Origin of the sequence: Marinobacter sp. S6332, assembly GCF_023016045.1 — a bacterium.
In the GTDB taxonomy this organism is placed as follows: Bacteria; Pseudomonadota; Gammaproteobacteria; order Pseudomonadales; family Oleiphilaceae; genus Marinobacter.
The window spans coordinates 165,629-180,796 of record NZ_JALKAP010000008.1 but is presented as its reverse complement, the minus strand read 5'-3'; the positions used below and the strand labels follow the sequence as shown (position 1 = coordinate 180,796).

17 protein-coding genes are annotated in these 15,168 nt (G+C 51.9%); 13 read left to right on the top strand and 4 right to left on the bottom strand.

The features are described from left to right. Nucleotides 1-29: 29 nt before the first annotated feature. From MWU62_RS13305 to MWU62_RS13290, 4 genes are read right to left on the bottom strand one after another with little or no spacing between them, the layout of a single operon-like run. Entirely contained in the window at nt 30-305 is a 276-nt protein-coding gene (locus MWU62_RS13305; protein ID WP_247115369.1) for a hypothetical protein, read from the bottom strand. Further along, complete coding sequence (locus MWU62_RS13300) at nt 295-1,947, bottom strand: IS66 family transposase (protein WP_247115368.1); 1,653 nt, start codon at nt 1,945-1,947, stop codon at nt 295-297. The genes MWU62_RS13305 and MWU62_RS13300 overlap by 11 nt, the downstream gene beginning before the upstream one ends. Nucleotides 1,948-1,975: 28 nt before the next feature. Then, nucleotides 1,976-2,320 carry an IS66 family insertion sequence element accessory protein TnpB gene (gene tnpB, locus MWU62_RS13295; protein ID WP_016915087.1) on the bottom strand — a complete coding sequence of 115 codons (345 nt, stop codon included), beginning with the start codon at nt 2,318-2,320 and terminating at the stop codon, nt 1,976-1,978. After that, nucleotides 2,317-2,607, bottom strand: a complete 291-nt coding sequence (locus MWU62_RS13290; RefSeq protein WP_247115367.1) for an IS66 family insertion sequence element accessory protein TnpB — start codon at nt 2,605-2,607, stop codon at nt 2,317-2,319. Before MWU62_RS13290 ends, tnpB begins: the two co-directional genes overlap by 4 nt. A gap of 73 nt (nt 2,608-2,680) precedes the next feature. Between MWU62_RS13290 and MWU62_RS13285 the strand changes: the two genes are divergently transcribed. The 13 genes from MWU62_RS13285 (at nt 2,681) to MWU62_RS13225 (ending at nt 15,141) form a co-directional block, all read left to right on the top strand. Continuing rightward, entirely contained in the window at nt 2,681-3,133 is a 453-nt protein-coding gene (locus MWU62_RS13285; RefSeq protein WP_247115366.1) for a hypothetical protein, read from the top strand. Between the two features lie 84 nt (nt 3,134-3,217). Beyond that, on the top strand, nt 3,218-4,714 hold the full coding sequence (locus MWU62_RS13280; protein WP_247115365.1) for a diguanylate cyclase: 1,497 nt from the start codon (nt 3,218-3,220) through the stop codon (nt 4,712-4,714). Between the two features lie 151 nt (nt 4,715-4,865). Then, complete coding sequence (locus MWU62_RS13275; protein WP_247115364.1) at nt 4,866-5,114, top strand: DUF3297 family protein; 249 nt, start codon at nt 4,866-4,868, stop codon at nt 5,112-5,114. A gap of 206 nt (nt 5,115-5,320) precedes the next feature. Then, the gene (locus MWU62_RS13270; protein WP_247115363.1) at nt 5,321-6,088 is read left to right on the top strand and encodes a transporter substrate-binding domain-containing protein; all 768 of its coding nucleotides are present in this window, start codon (nt 5,321-5,323) and stop codon (nt 6,086-6,088) included. A gap of 17 nt (nt 6,089-6,105) precedes the next feature. Beyond that, nucleotides 6,106-6,978: a mechanosensitive ion channel family protein gene (locus MWU62_RS13265; protein WP_247115362.1), complete on the top strand. Its 873-nt coding sequence runs from the start codon at nt 6,106-6,108 to the stop codon at nt 6,976-6,978. 164 nt (nt 6,979-7,142) lie between these two features. After that, nucleotides 7,143-8,135: a phosphate/phosphite/phosphonate ABC transporter substrate-binding protein gene (phnD, locus tag MWU62_RS13260; RefSeq protein ID WP_247115361.1), complete on the top strand. Its 993-nt coding sequence runs from the start codon at nt 7,143-7,145 to the stop codon at nt 8,133-8,135. 53 nt (nt 8,136-8,188) lie between these two features. Next, nucleotides 8,189-8,992, top strand: a complete 804-nt coding sequence (phnC, locus tag MWU62_RS13255) for a phosphonate ABC transporter ATP-binding protein (RefSeq protein ID WP_247115360.1) — start codon at nt 8,189-8,191, stop codon at nt 8,990-8,992. Then, nucleotides 8,989-9,807 (top strand): phosphonate ABC transporter, permease protein PhnE, encoded by an 819-nt coding sequence (gene phnE, locus MWU62_RS13250; protein WP_247115359.1) that lies wholly within the window; start codon nt 8,989-8,991, stop codon nt 9,805-9,807. Before phnC ends, phnE (MWU62_RS13250) begins: the two co-directional genes overlap by 4 nt. Further along, entirely contained in the window at nt 9,801-10,610 is an 810-nt protein-coding gene (phnE, locus tag MWU62_RS13245; RefSeq protein WP_200365994.1) for a phosphonate ABC transporter, permease protein PhnE, read from the top strand. The genes phnE (MWU62_RS13250) and phnE (MWU62_RS13245) overlap by 7 nt, the downstream gene beginning before the upstream one ends. A 70-nt stretch (nt 10,611-10,680) precedes the next feature. Further along, a complete protein-coding gene (locus MWU62_RS13240) occupies nt 10,681-11,454 on the top strand; it encodes an HAD-IIB family hydrolase (protein WP_247115358.1) in 774 nt (257 codons plus the stop codon). 16 nt (nt 11,455-11,470) lie between these two features. Continuing rightward, nucleotides 11,471-12,256 (top strand): DeoR/GlpR family DNA-binding transcription regulator, encoded by a 786-nt coding sequence (locus MWU62_RS13235; protein ID WP_247115357.1) that lies wholly within the window; start codon nt 11,471-11,473, stop codon nt 12,254-12,256. A gap of 71 nt (nt 12,257-12,327) precedes the next feature. Next, nucleotides 12,328-13,581: a glycerophosphodiester phosphodiesterase family protein gene (locus tag MWU62_RS13230; RefSeq protein ID WP_247115356.1), complete on the top strand. Its 1,254-nt coding sequence runs from the start codon at nt 12,328-12,330 to the stop codon at nt 13,579-13,581. Between the two features lie 21 nt (nt 13,582-13,602). Further along, nucleotides 13,603-15,141 carry a glutamate synthase-related protein gene (locus MWU62_RS13225; RefSeq protein WP_247115355.1) on the top strand — a complete coding sequence of 513 codons (1,539 nt, stop codon included), beginning with the start codon at nt 13,603-13,605 and terminating at the stop codon, nt 15,139-15,141. Nucleotides 15,142-15,168: the final 27 nt, after the last annotated feature.

Genomic DNA, 15,168 nt, shown 5'->3' with positions numbered 1-15,168 from the left:
GTAAGCGTTCATTCCACGACGTAGTTGACCTACTTTTTCTTCACATCACGAAGTGGCCGTAGTAACTCTGGCGAGACCTTGTACTGCGTCCTGCCATCATCGCCCAGCACGATCACACTCTTGCGGTTAATCTTGGTGACGATCCCAAACACCGGACCTTCCCGGCCCTCGAAGGTCACCTTCAGGCCAACCCGCAACTGACTCAGTGCCTGCAGATTTTCCCGATCCCGCAGTTCATCAATGCGCTGGCAGATGATCTGGTTCAGTTCCAGCAACTGCTCGATGCTCATGTCGTCAATGCGCACGGACGCTAACCTCCGGTTGTTTGCTCTGTCGATCAGGATGGCGTGGTTCGATTAGTGCCCGTAATGGGTTCTCTGCGAATCGAGTTTTCCAGAGTCGGGGCGTCAGGTCGCTGACTTCACTGGCCGGATGCTGGCTGATTCGCTGCAGCACGTCCACCAGATAAGTGTAGGGGTTAATATCGTGCAGCTTGCAGGTGCTGATCAGGCTCTGGATGATCCCCAGATGTTCCGCACCCAATTCAGTCCAGCAGAACATCCAGTTTTTCTTGCCCATTGGGATGGGCCGCAAGGCCCGTTCCAGGTGGTTGGTGTCTGGCTGTACGTCGGGGTCTTCCAGGAACACGGTCAGGCTGGCTTCGCGGCTCAGCACGTAGTTCAGGGCCTTGGTCAGTGGATCGCTGGGCACCAAGCCACCTTGTTCCAACTGATCCCGACACCACTGGAAGAAGCCGCTGACCACCGGCCTCGAGTGATCCAGCCGGTACTGGCGTTTCTTCTCACCCGTCAGCCCCTGAGTTTTGATGGCCTCTTCATTCCGGTATAACTTCGCGATCTGTTGCAGTGCGTCGGAGACCTTCTCCGGATGATCCTTCTGCGCTTCGATAAAGTAACGGCGGCTGTGCACCCAGCATTGGGCGTGGATAATATCTTTTTGAGCGGCGGCATAGCGGGCATAAGCCGCGTAACCGTCACTGATCAGAGTGCCGCTGAACGATTCGCTGAGGACGTCTTCGATGTGGGCACGCCCGCGGCTGTTCGAGTAGGTGAACACCACTTCGTCGGCATCGCCGTACAGCGGCCAGAACCAGCCGGTTTTCATCCTGCCTTTTTGCGGGCCTGCCCGGCCCTGGTGGCCGGCCTTGATGGGCGTTTCGTCCATGGCCAGCACCCGGCTGCGCAAGACGCTGTCGGTCTGTGCATCCACAATGGGCCGAAGCAGGTCGATGGTACGCTTAACCAGATTCGTAAGGGTACTGCGGCTCACGGTAATACCCGCTTGCTGAATACGCTGATGCTGACGATACAGCGGCAGATGGAACTGGAACTTGTCTACCAGCAACCCGGCCAGCAGACTGACATCGGCCAGGCTATTGTCCAGCACATTGAACGGAGCCGGAGTTGTCATCGGCTTCTCGGTTCCCTTACGACGGAACACCGGACGTTCGCACTTGAGCACCACATAGCTGGAAGCCCGCTGGGCAAGCCGGTAGGTGGTCTTGCTGCCGATCACTTCGTACTGGTCGGCCTCTGGGCCGGTCAGTTCTGGTGGCAGGTGTTCAATGACGTCCACCGGCACATCGGCGGTAAAGCGCAGGCCGGTGTCGTTCAGACAGTCGTCGTCCCGCTGCTTTTTGCCGGTGCCGCGCTGGTAGGCCTTAATGATGCGTTTTTCTTCATCAGCAGGCTTCTCCGGCGTGGGGGCGTCCTCCGGCTGGAACAGGTCATCCTGCCCCGGTAGGTCATAGACCTGCTTCTCGGATTTGGGGCCGAACAGCTGCTTTTTGAACCAGTCCAGTTGATGGGTCAGCTGCCGAATCGCTTCCGTTTGGGCATCCAGCTGCGCCCGCAACAACGCATTCTCCTCGGCCAGAGCCGAGTCAGAAGTTGCGTTGGAATGAGGAGTGGAAGCCGTTGAATTCATGGCTGATATTATACCGGAACCGCACAGTTTATACCCCTCGAAAACGCTTGAATTGACGGTATTTTTGCACCTCAATGCCGTCAATCAGCAGCTGCAGATCCGTCAGGGTCAGGGCTCGCTGACCGGAGGCGGACAACGGCACCCGGAACTGTCCCTGCTCCAGGCGCTTGGCCCACAGGCAATATCCAGTGGCCGTAAAGTACAGCATCTTCATCTGGGTTTTACGTCGATTAACGAAGACGAAATACTGGCCACTGAGTGGATCGTGTTTTAGCTGATTCCGGACCAGAGCGCTCAAGCCCCGGAACGACTTGCGCATATCGGTGGGCTCGGTGCACAGCCAGATCCGGGCCTGGCTATCGAGCCCGATCATCCGTTCTGGCTCAGCCGCAACTCCACACCGTTGCCCAGGCTGAGCACAATGTTCCAGGTTGGGCCGGAGGATGGAGAGTTGCCCATCAACGACGAGAGATCGAGAAAACCGGCTTCACCGGAACCTGATGACTCATCCGTCGACGGGTCAGAAAGGCGCTTACGCCAGTTGCAGAAACTGGCGTAACCGATACTCTCCCGTTTGCAAAACTGCGGTGCTGACAGACCACTATCACGTTGTTGATTGACCAGGGACTGCCACTGTTCTGACGTGCGGTGCTTTCTCATGGGGGTAACCTCGTGTTGGAAAATGTGAGGTTACTGTAGGGCGAATTTCAGCGAGGTGGCAGGACGTCTTGGAATGAACGCTTACGATCAAAAAAGGCTGAAAGGTATGATTTTCTTTAATGCAGCCCGCTCTTGGAGGGGCGCTACCATTGTGGTGGTATTGTGCGGGTCGCTGACAAGCTGCGCAGCTTTTTCGCCTGCGCCTAATTTGACCGCCGATGAAAAGAAAGCACTGAGTACCAACCTCAACGAGAAATACAAAGCCTATCAGGATTGCATGGCCAGTGAGTCTGATCGTTTCAGCCACATCGCATCCGCACCCCCTTCAGACATTGCCAAGGGCGCGCAAGCAGGCTGTGAAGCTGCGTTCCGGAGGTATCACCAAGCCGTGACCAAACAGTTTACGGCATTTGTATCGAGTGCCAGCCAAGCAAAAGCCCGAAGCCGCGCCGACAAGCATGCCAACGAAGCAAAAGGTCGCACCTGGGGTCATGTTATTCAAAGGGTTTTAATACAAAGGCAATAAGCCAGATGCTAGAGAGCCTCGCGGCATTCACACCTGAGCTACCGTAAATTCTTAGGTTAAATAGCCAAAGGAATAACTTTGCACATGAAAGCCAGCCTAAAAAGTAATGTCAGGGGTTTGTGTCTTGCTCTGGCTTCCGCTTGGTTTTTAATAGCTCTGAATTCTGCATCTGCCCAGACTGAAACTGACATAGGGTTGACTCAACCGGAACGTGACTACTTGAGTGAAAAAAAGGTGTTGCGTGTATGTGTTGACCCAGACCGCCTACCCTTTGACGGGGTGAATGAAAAAGGCCTGCACACCGGGCTGTCCAAAGACTACTTTGATATTTTTTCGCGCATGCTGGGCGTTGAAATGATTGTGCCAAAAGTACAGGACTGGAATGATCTTATCAGCAAGGCCAAAAGCCGCGAGTGTGATGTGGTTGCGCAGATCAATGCCAGTGAAGAGCGGCAAACTTTTCTGGATTTTACGACCCCCTATTTTTTCCTACCTTTAGCCGTTGTTACCCGTTATGACAGAATTTTTGTCGAGGAGAGTCTGGAAGGCGCCGGAACTCGATTTGCAGTGATCAAGGGTGATATCGCAATTGATAAACTCAGGCAGCGCTACCCTGGTGTTGTACTTGTTGAAGTTAAGAATAATATTGAGGCGATGGAGCTCGTTTATAATGGTGATATCTTTGGGTACATAGGTGCACAAGGTGCCGTGGCCTTTGCTATTCAGTCCCTTAATCTGAACAAATTGGCGGTTACCGGCAGCCTGCCTCTCAGATATGAGCTATCTGTAGCCACTCGCAACGATGAGCCGTTACTCGGTAGTGCATTTGAAAAGGCAGTTCTTCACCTTGATCCCAAAGAAGGGCAAAGCATTCGTGACAAGTGGATCGCGATTGCAATCGAGAAGGTCACTGACTATACCTTGCTATGGCTGACCTTGCTGGTACTCGGAACTATTCTTCTCGTCTCTTTATATTGGAACCGTTCTCTTTCCCAGGCCAACAGAAAAATCCGGGACACACTTGCTGAACTGCATGATGTTCAAGCTCAACTTGAAGACCAAAACAAGCTATTCAAACAGCAGTCGATTACTGATGCGCTAACAGGAATTTACAACCGCCTCAAGCTGGATGAAGATCTTTCCTATGCCATAAAACGATCGAAACGCACAGGAAAGCAGTTTTCTGTCATCTTGCTGGATATCGATAACTTCAAACTGGCAAATGACCGTTTTGGTCATCTCGTTGGGGATGCATTACTGAAAGCATTCTCTTCGCTGTTAGCTGACTCTATTCGTGAAAGTGATATTGTCGGGCGCTGGGGCGGTGAAGAATTTCTTATCATCTGCCCTGACACGGATCTCGCAGGTTGCAAGCAACTGGCAGAGCAACTCAGAAAGCAAATTTCAGAACACGAATTCCCTGATAAAAGGCGGCTCACGGCCAGCTTAGGGGTAGCAACTCACCAAGGTAGTGAAAAAGCAGACACCATCATTGCTCGCGTCGATAGAGCTCTGTATCGAGCAAAGGAGTATGGGCGTAACCGCGTTGAGTCAGCCCAATCTGGCGGCGCAGTAGACTGATGGTGTTTTCAGCCGGGATATGTGCTCTAAAGGGTTTAAATCCAAAGACAGTAATGAAGATGGCAGAGGGGAATAACACCACTACTGTGATTGAGCACCCACCCCTTTTTCTCTAGAATGGCGCTCCTTTATATCAATGCAGGTATTTACCATGAGCGATACTAAGTCACTGCCAGATCTACCGGATCGGCTTTCAAGAAACCCCAATAGCCCGCACCACGTCGCTGAAGTTTTCGCGCACGACATTGGCATTAAGCTGAACGGAAAGGAGCGCACCAACGTTGAAGAATATTGCATCAGTGAGGGTTGGATAAAAATCGCCTCACCCAAAGCGCTAGACCGTCGCGGACAGCCGCTTATGATGACCATGAAAGGTAAGGTTGAGGCCTACTACGATTAAGAGCAAACCTGGCTAACAAGGACCGCTCTTCATCGAGCACATGGTGCGGTCCTAATACAACTTCCCTCCCCCCACTTCACTTCTAATTCCAAGTTCACCAGCAAACCCGGCAACCCCAAAAACTGAGCTACAATCTTGAAGAGTGGCTTTTTTAGGCATCGCCTGCCTAAAGCCTCTGTAAACGTACAGAATGAGATGGATTTACTATGAGAGTGTCAATTCTCTGTCTGTTAGGGATAGCGTTACTCAGCTCCTTCGCCAATGCCCAAAGCGACGAGGAGATCCTGTCATTTTATAGAGAAACCGGGTTGACCTTTTCTACCATCGAAGGCGACTCAATTCTGAAGGTCGGCTCTGAGCTCGTTAAAGAAGTCTATGGCTCGCTCGGAATTCCAGTCACGATCGAGATCATGCCGGGTAAAAGAGCATTGCAACAAGCCAGTGTGGGTAATGTAGACGGCGAGGTAGTAAGAACCGTAAGAGTTCAGGAACTTCGCCCAACGCTTATAAGGCTTTCACCGCATATCATAAAAGGCTCAGGATCGGTCTTGGTTAAAAAAGGCCGGAATATTGATGTGAACGGCTGGCCGTCGATTAGCGAATACAAGGTAGGTGTTACGAGAGGTATTCAGTACACGGAAGACGGTGTGAAAGACTTTCAGCATAACCATGTCGTCAATACCGATTTTGCCTTGATAGAGATTCTTAGGCTGGGCCGCGCTGACCTAATCGTTACCACTCGATTTAACGGGTTGTATTTATTAAATAAAATGAACCTTCAAGATGAGATAGATATTTTATCTCCACCTATTGAAACTTTCAGATTATACAACTACTTGCACGTAAAACATAAGGCTCTGGTGCCCATAGTGGAAGACCACCTCGTACAGATGACAGTTAGCGGTGAGCTATCCCAGTTGAGGAGCCGTTTTAAAAAAGAGTTTTGGACCAATATCGAACTAAGCCAAGAATAAGAGGGTAAGATCATCTGATGGAACCTATGAGCATTTTGGTTGAGCAAGTCATGGAGATTGCCCGTGGCACCATTGCACTCCTCCCACAGCTCCTTATCTCTTGCGTCGTTCTACTGCTGACTTACGGCTTTGCCAAGTTGGCGAAGCATATTGCTAAAAGCCTGCTCAAGCGAACCTACCTGCGCCCGAGTTTGGTGGAGTTACTAGTTTTATTCACGTCTTTGGCAATCTGGCTTCTAGGGATCATGATCGCTGCGATCATAGCCTTCCCGGAGCTTACCCCAACAAAAATGCTCGCCGGGTTGGGCATAGGGTCTGTTGCGATTGGCTTTGCGTTTAAGGATATTTTTGAGAACTTTCTGGCCGGGATCATCATCTTGGTCAGGCGGGAAATGCGCATTGGCGATTTTGTAGCCTGCGAAGGCTATGAGGGCACTGTCGAAGCGATTCTCGTGCGCGAGACACACATTCGTGAAACTGATGGCGAGCTAGTAATACTGCCGAACAGTATGTTGTTCAAAAACCCTCTCATCATTAGAACAGCCCTTGAGCAACGCCGAACCACCATTTTTTGCGGCGTTGGCTATGGCGAAAATGTTGACGAGGCAAGGTCTGTGATTAAAACAGCGGTGGCCAGCTGCAAAACCGTGATCACAGAGTCTCGGCCAGTACAGGTATTTGCAAACGAGTTTGCAGATTCATCAATTAACTTTGAAGTTTCTTGGTGGACGGGCTCCCGGCCTCTGGATATCCGTGAGTCGCGGGATGAGGTGATCGCCGCAATTAAATCCGCGCTCGACAATGCAGGTATTGAAATCCCCTTCCCTCACAGAACCCTTACGTTCAACGACCCAGTCAGGATTGACGCCAATCGCTCTTCGCCCGATTAATGCTTGATATAGGCTAATGGGCTTGCCTCACGTTGGGTTGCTGCTACTATGAATGTTCAATTGAACATCTAGCAACAAAAACACCAACGGAGCCGGCCCGCCCCGGATGTTCAATGCTTCGCATGGAGTCACCATGCATGGTCCGCTCCTCACGGAGAATCACGATGAGTTTCTATAAGAAAATGCTTCCCGGGGTACTGCCCTCTGCTGCTTTGGCGGCATCCGTTTTTATGGCAGGTTTCAGTGGTCAGGCGGTAGCTGACTGTGAACGCGGCGCGCTTGACGCTCTTTACTGCGATGAAAATGGCGACATGGTTGCAGATCTGCCTAAGGATAAGTCCAAGTGGAACGATCCCAACACCCTGATCTTTGCGTACACACCCGTTGAAGACCCTGCCATTTATTCCGATATTTGGAAGCCATTCATTGACCACCTCTCTGAAGTGACCGGCAGGGACGTGCGCTTCTTTGCCGTGCAGTCCAACTCGGCTCAGGTAGAAGCCATGCGCAGTGGCCGCCTGCATATCGCTGGATTCTCCACTGGCCCCACGCCTTTCGCAGTCAATCTAGCTGGCGCAGTTCCTTTCGCGCTGATGGGCTCCGACTCTGGCCAGTTTGGTTATTCACTGCAGGTGTTCACCCATAAAGATTCGGATATTCACGAAATCACAGATTTAAAAGGCAAGCGAGTCGCTCACACGTCTCCTACATCCAACTCCGGCAACCAGGCACCACGAGCGCTATTCCCGGAAATGGGCGTCGTACCGGGTGATGACTATGAGATATCCTTCTCCGGCAGCCATGACCAATCGATGCTTGGTGTGGTCGCAAAAGACTACGATGCTGCTCCGGTAGCTTCTGAAGTTGTTGAGCGTATGGCTGCTCGTGGCCTATACGACACAGACGATGTGCGTCTGGTTTGGGAATCCGATCGTTTCCCGACAACGTCTTACAACCACGCGCACAACCTGCACCCTGATCTGGTCGAGAAGATTCGCGAAGCTTTTTACACCTTTAAGTTTGAAGGCACAGAATTGGGTGAGGAGTTTGAGGGAGTCGAGACCTTCGTCCCCATCAATTATAAAGATAACTGGAAGGTCATTCGCACCATCCAAGCCTCCAACGGCGTTCAGTACACCCCCGACAATCTTAAATAAGTAGAACAAGAGCCTCCGGCCAAGTGCCGGAGGCTCTACCCGGAGTGAACCTCATGTTAGAGATTACCAACCTCGTAAAACGTTACGGGCAAAACGACCCTGTGCTCAAAGGCCTGAATCTTAAGGTTGAGGGTAGCAGCGTTGTTTCGATTGTCGGCGCATCCGGTGCGGGCAAGAGTACGCTGCTGCGCTGCATCAACCGGTTGGTTGAGCCGACCTCAGGTTCAATAAAGTTGAACGGCCATGAGTTGGTCAATCTTCGCGGAGGCGAGTTGCGCCATTCCCGCCGCCGTATTGGTATGGTTTTTCAGGGCTTCAACCTGATTGATCGTTTAACGGTTATGGAGAACGTGCTCTCCGGGCGTTTGGGTTATGTGTCCTTTTTCCAAGCCTTAACTCGTCGTTTTCCGCAATCCGATATCGACCGTGCCTTCAGTCTTATGGAGCGTGTGGGTATCGCCCACTATGCGGATAAGCGTGCAGACCAGTTATCTGGTGGTGAGCGCCAGCGCGTCGCGGTGGTTCGCGCATTGATGCAGGAGCCCCAGATTTTACTAGCGGATGAGCCAACAGCTTCGTTGGACCCTAAGACCTCCCAGCAAATCATGAGCCTGCTGCAAAGTCTTGCCAGTGAGATGTCCTTGCCGGTATTGATCAACATTCACAACGTTACTCAGGCCAGAATGTACACGGACCGAATTGTTGGCATGCGACATGGCCAGATGATTTTTGATGGTGAGCCTAAAGATTTTAATCAGGATGCGCTAGATGCCATCTACGGCGGTATCGAATCGCCGGAAGAAGATGGCGCTGATTCAGGTCAGCAGGCATCCCCTGCCCCGGAGGCGACGGCATGACACCGGGCAAAACTGCAATCGATGCAAATTCGGGCAGGGTCTGGAAGAAGCCACCGTTCATTGCAAACCCTTGGGTTCGTTATGGATTGGTCGCAATCACTCTGGCTTACCTGTACTGGGCATTCTCCACGCTTCCATTTGATTGGCAACGAATTGCCGAAGGCTTGCCTCGCGCTGGAAAAATTTTTGGTGGCGCCTTCCCTCCCAGCTTTGAACGCGCTGGGCTGTTATGGACGGGGTTTAAGGAAAGTTTCCAAATTGCATTCTTGGCGACCCTGCTTGGAGTTCTCCTTTCTGTGCCCATCGCGGTAATGGCGGCTAGAAACGTAGCACCGCTGCCGATGTATATTCTTGGGCGTACGCTTATTATCGTCTCCCGAAGCTTCCACCCGGTTATCGTGGCCATTCTATTTGTTGCTGCGGTCGGATTTGGCCCAATGGCGGGTATTCTCACCCTCACCCTTTATTCCATCGGGTTTGTTGCCAAATTGCTGGCAGAAGAAATCGAAGAGATTGATTGGGGTCAGGTTGAAGCCATGCGCTCGGTGGGCGCCGGTTACATGAAGATTCTGGTTTACGGGGTTTTTCCGCAAATCATGCCGCGCCAGATTGGGCTGTCTATGTACCAACTCGACAGCAACCTCCGCGCTTCAGCCGTTGTCGGCATTGTTGGTGCTGGTGGTATAGGTGGCACGCTCATGAACGCATTCGGACGTTACGATTACGATTTCGCCTTTGCCATTTTGCTGATGATCATCGCGATCATTCTGGTCAGTGAAGGCTTGAGCGGATGGGTGAGGAAAAAGGTATGGTAGATCACGCTGCAAAATTGTCTGATCGAGTTTGGTCTCGTTATGACCGCAAAGAACAGCTAACGCGTTATGTGGTCTACTTGGTCACTCTTATCGCTGTTGTATGGGCAGTCCGGGACATCGACATCTTTTGGCCTTGGGTATGGGATGCTCCCAACCAAATCCAAAGTCTGGGCGCACGCATGTGGCCGCCCGAGTTTAGTCAGTGGAGTGCCATATTCTCCGCCATGTTGGAAACGGTCCATATTGCAACGTTGTCCACCATGTTGACCATATTTATCGCTTTGCCGGTGTCTTACATCGCAGCGCAGAACACTACGCCCAACAAGGTCACCTTGTGGATTGGTCGATTCATTCTGGTTTCCAGCCGTTCCGTAAACACCATTATTTGGGCACTGCTATTCGTGGCCATTTTTGGCCCGGGTGTACTGGCCGGTATTTTGGCGGTTATGTTTCGCTCGGTTGGGTTCATTGGCAAGCTGATGGGTGAGGCGATTGAAGAAATCGACCGTCGGCCCGTGGAAGCTATGGAAGCGACCGGCGCCAGTAAAATGAAAGTGGTTTTGTATGCGATTGTGCCTCAGGTAATGCCAGCATTTTTTGCCATCATTATTCTGCGCTGGGACATTAATATCCGTGAATCCACTGTATTGGGTCTGGTGGGTGCTGGTGGCATCGGGGTGCTGTTGCAGGGCTCAATCGACATGTTCGCATGGCAAACCGTGGCAACCATTCTGCTCGCAATTGTTGTGTTGGTCATTTTGGGTGAGGCGCTAACCAGCGTGTTACGCAAAAAGGTCATCTGACTCTAAGCCGCCTGTCGCCCGAACTTTTCGCGCGGCAGGCACTCGTGCTGTTAATTGGAAAACGAGCTCTATGAAAGACAGTATTGAGTTTGGTAACGCCGACATTTTGTTCACCGATGTGGACGATACACTGACCACCGGTGGCCGGCTGCTGCCGGAGACCTATCTAGCAATCTGCCGTTTGGCCGAGGCGGGTATCAGTGTCATTCCGGTAACCGGTGGCTGCGCAGGATGGTGTGACCAGATCATTCGTACCTGGCCGGTTAAAGCGGTGATTGGTGAAGGTGGAGCCTTCTACGCCGAACGTACGGCTCCGCAAACGGTTAACTGGCGCTTCTGGGAAAACGAAGCAAAACATCGCCGCGACCAGCAAGCCATACTAAGCGCGGTTGCCGCATTGGATCTGGACTTCGAGGCCAAGCTGGCCACAGACCAACCTTTCCGCTTTGTAGATGTTGCGGTGGACTACAACCAGCAGGAATCGCTCTCACCTGAACAAGTGGCAGCCATTCACGATCCTTTGGTAGCTCAGGGCTTTAGTGTTCGGCAAAGCTCTATTCATATCAACATTTGGCTCGGAGACTTCGACAAATCCACTATGTCGCTTCGAGTGGGGCAAGAGTTGTTGGGGCTGGATATCGAGACTTTGCAAAAACGTTCTATCTTCATCGGTGATGCGCCGAATGACGAGAGCATGTTCCGTAGCTTTCCAATGAGTGTAGGCGTGGCCAACATTCGCAAGCATTTGCCCCGTATGAGCCACCAACCGGCGGCGATTGCGAGCCAGCCCTCGGGCCTGGGTTTTGCTGAAATGGCAGAGGCTTGGCTGCAACATCGTACCTAACCGAGCACCTATTCTTATGAGTGCCAAAGAACGCCAGCGCTGCATCCTAGAATGGGTGCATGAACAAGAGCATGTCGAAGTTGAAGACATTGCCCAGCGCTTTGGCGTTACCACGCAAACCATTCGTCGCGACATCAACAAAATGTGCGAACTGGGTTTGTTACGGCGCCGTTATGGCGGTGTCAGCCTGCCCCCAGCAAAACCAGCTGCCAATTTGGCTTACCTGCATGATGAGCAGTCTGCCCATCACATAGCCAAACAGAAAATGGCCAGACGCGTTGCAGCCGATATTCCAGAAGGCGCTACCGTTAGCCTAGGGGTTGGCACTACGGTTGAGCAGGTCGCGAAAGCGTTGATTCATCACCAATCCCTTCGAATACTGACCAACAACCTCAGCGTAGCGGCGGCTCTATCGGGTAACCCGGGTATCGAGGTTATCGTGTCTGGTGGCATGTATCGGCACAACCATCACGATGTGGTTGGCCCTGAGGTCACCAGCTTCTTCAGTTCCTTCACGACCGATTTTGGTATTTTCAGTGCTGGAAGTATGGATTTGGAGCAGGGCGTGATGGATCACGAAATCCGTGAAGCGGAAGCTAGCCGTGCAATTATCGCCAATACTAGAACCCGTATGCTTGTGGCAGATCACAGGAAATGGGCTCTGAACTCACAATGTAAGGTCGCAACGTTCAAGTATGTTGACCGTTTCTATACCGATTCCGTACCCCGGAAACAACGGGCAAACCTGCCCAGTTCTATAGCCATCATTGAGTGCGACGAAGCACAGTTTGTGATTAGTTGATCAATGAAAAGATGGCTGCAAATGTTCAGCTCGGAACTAAAACCCAAACAAAAATACAGAAGGATTCTGTCATGAAACGCACTTTTTACCTTCCTCTGCTTATTGGCTCTCTTGCGGCTTTGTCTGGCTGCAGCAGTATGCACTACGACACAAGCGCTCCCGAAGCCAGCCCTACGGATGGCCAAACGCTGGTTCAGCTTGGGCCACGGCCTTATTTCCTGATTAACGATATGGATGAAGGCTCGCTTAAGCAGTCCTTGCAAGCGTGCGAATCCAAGCCGGTAACGTCGTCGACCTTCTCCATCGGTCACCGGGGCGCACCCATGCAGTTTCCTGAGCACACCCGCGAATCTTACATCGCTGCCGCCAGAATGGGCGCAGGAGTTGTAGAGTGCGACGTAGCCTTTACCAAGGACAAGCAGCTAGTGTGCCGCCACGCCCAGAATGACCTGCACACCACCACCAACATTGTGGCTGTGCCGGAATTGAACGCCAAGTGCACAAAGCCTTTCACTCCCGCAAACCCAGTCACCGGCCAAAAGGCCGAAGCCGAATGCCGCACAAGCGACATTACGCTGGCCGAGTTCAAATCGCTCAAGGGAAAGATGGATGCGTTTAACCCGGAGGCAACGACCCCAGAGGACTATCTGGGCGGCACTGCGGATTGGCGAACCGATTTATATTCAACAAACGGCACCCTGCTAAGCCATCGCGAAAGCATAGAGCTACTTAAAGAGTTGGGCGTTCAATTTACCCCGGAACTGAAAACCCCGGTGGTTGATATGCCTTTTGAAGGCAACTACACGCAGCAGGATTATGCGCGCCAGATGATCAATGAATACCGTCAGGCGGGCGTTAACCCTTCCGAAGTTTGGCCGCAGTCATTTCTACTGGAAGACGTGATTTTCTGGGTAAATGAAACGCCTGAATTTGGCAAACAAGCTGTCTTTCTTGATGAAGACGATCACTCTCCTGAAAACGTATCTCTGGAATACATGGAGAAACTCGTTCAGCAAGGGGTTCCTGTACTGGCCCCTGCAATCTGGAAAATGCTGACCCTAAACAGCAACAACGAAATTGTGCCGTCTGAGTACGCTCTCAACGCTAAGGCCGCAGGCCTTGACCTGATTGGCTGGTCACTTGAGCGCAGCGGCCCACTGAATTCTGGCGGCGGCTGGTACTATCAGAGCGTAACCGATGCCATCAACAACGACGGTGACATGTTCACAGTGATTGATGTGTTGGCTAAGGAAGTAGGTGTAATCGGTATTTTTTCAGACTGGCCGGCCACTACAACCTACTACGCCAACTGCATGGGCATATAAGCTGAACTCTGGAGATAAGTAATGAACCCGATCGTAGCGAACAACAGGCCTGTAAAAGTAGACCTCACTGAGGGTCAGGAATATTACTTTTGCGCCTGTGGTCGTTCCAAAAAGCAGCCGTTTTGCGACGGTTCCCACGTGGGAACTGAGTTCAAACCAAAACCCTTCACGGCTGAAAAACCCGGCGATGCCTATCTGTGCCAGTGCAAACATTCGGCAAATTTGCCCTTTTGCGATGGTACTCATAAGCAGTTTGATGCCAGTGCCATTGGCAAAGAAGGGCCAGGCATCAAAGCGGGGGCAAGTGAGATTCCCGTGGCAAGTGCCACTGTTGAGGAACCTACGGTCGAGTTCATACATCAGCTGGCCAGAGATGGCTTATCAAAGATTGGGCACCATGGTCCTATGACCTCCATGGGGGTTCCCCGTCATTTGCTGCCGCACTGGGATGACATCCAGGTGATGACGGCGCAAATGGCTACACAGCCTCTGCTTGAAGATGTTCCCGTTAGTACCAAGCTGGTTATCGGGCCCAGAGCCAGAAAGCCGCTGAAGCTCAAGATTCCCCTGTTTGTTTCCGACATGAGTTTCGGAGCCCTGTCTGAAGAAGCCAAGCTGGCTTTGGCGAAAGGTGCCGAACTTGCAGGCACGGGCATTTGCTCCGGAGAAGGCGGAATGCTGCCAGAGGAACAGGCCGCTAACTCCCGCTATTTTTACGAATTGGCGAGTGCGCAGTTCGGTTACGATGAAGCAAAGCTGAAAGATGTTCAGGCTTTTCACTTCAAAGGTGGCCAAGGCGCAAAAACCGGCACAGGCGGCCATCTGCCAGGTAATAAAAATGTCGGTAAAATTTCACAAGTTCGCGGTATTCCAGAAGGCGAACCTGCGGTATCTCCACCCACATTTGTCCACTTGCACACGGCTGCAGACTTCAAGAAGTTTGCCGATCGCGTGCGTGAGGTAACGGGCGGCATTCCCATTGGCTTTAAACTCAGCGCCAACCATATTGAAAAGGACATTCAGTTTGCTCTGGATGCCAGCGCTGATTACATCATATTGGACGGTCGTGGCGGGGGCACTGGTGCGGCGCCGGAAATGTTCCGTGATCACATCAGCGTGCCAACCATACCTGCACTGGCACGGGCACGTCGGTATCTGGATGAGCAAGGCGTGGGTGGCGAGGTGACCCTGATTATTACCGGTGGCTTACGTACACCTATAGATTTTGTGAAGGCTCTGGCTTTGGGTGCCGATGGCATTGCAATAGCAAACAGCGCCATGCAATCAATTGGCTGTGTTGCTGCACGCATGTGCAACACAAACAACTGCCCTGCCGGTATAGCCACACAAAAAGCAGATCTTCGACAGCGTTTGAACGTTGAGAAATCCGCCAGCCAGCTCAGGAATTTTTTTGAAGCCTCTGTGGAGTTGATGCAAGTGATGGCTAGAGCCTGTGGTCACGATTCGTTGAGTTCATTCAACAGTGACGATTTGGCAACTTGGCACCGGGAGATGGCACTGCTTTCAGGGGTGAAGTATTCAGGGTTCATAGAGCCTTAATACGCATTGTCAGTAATTGCGCCGCGC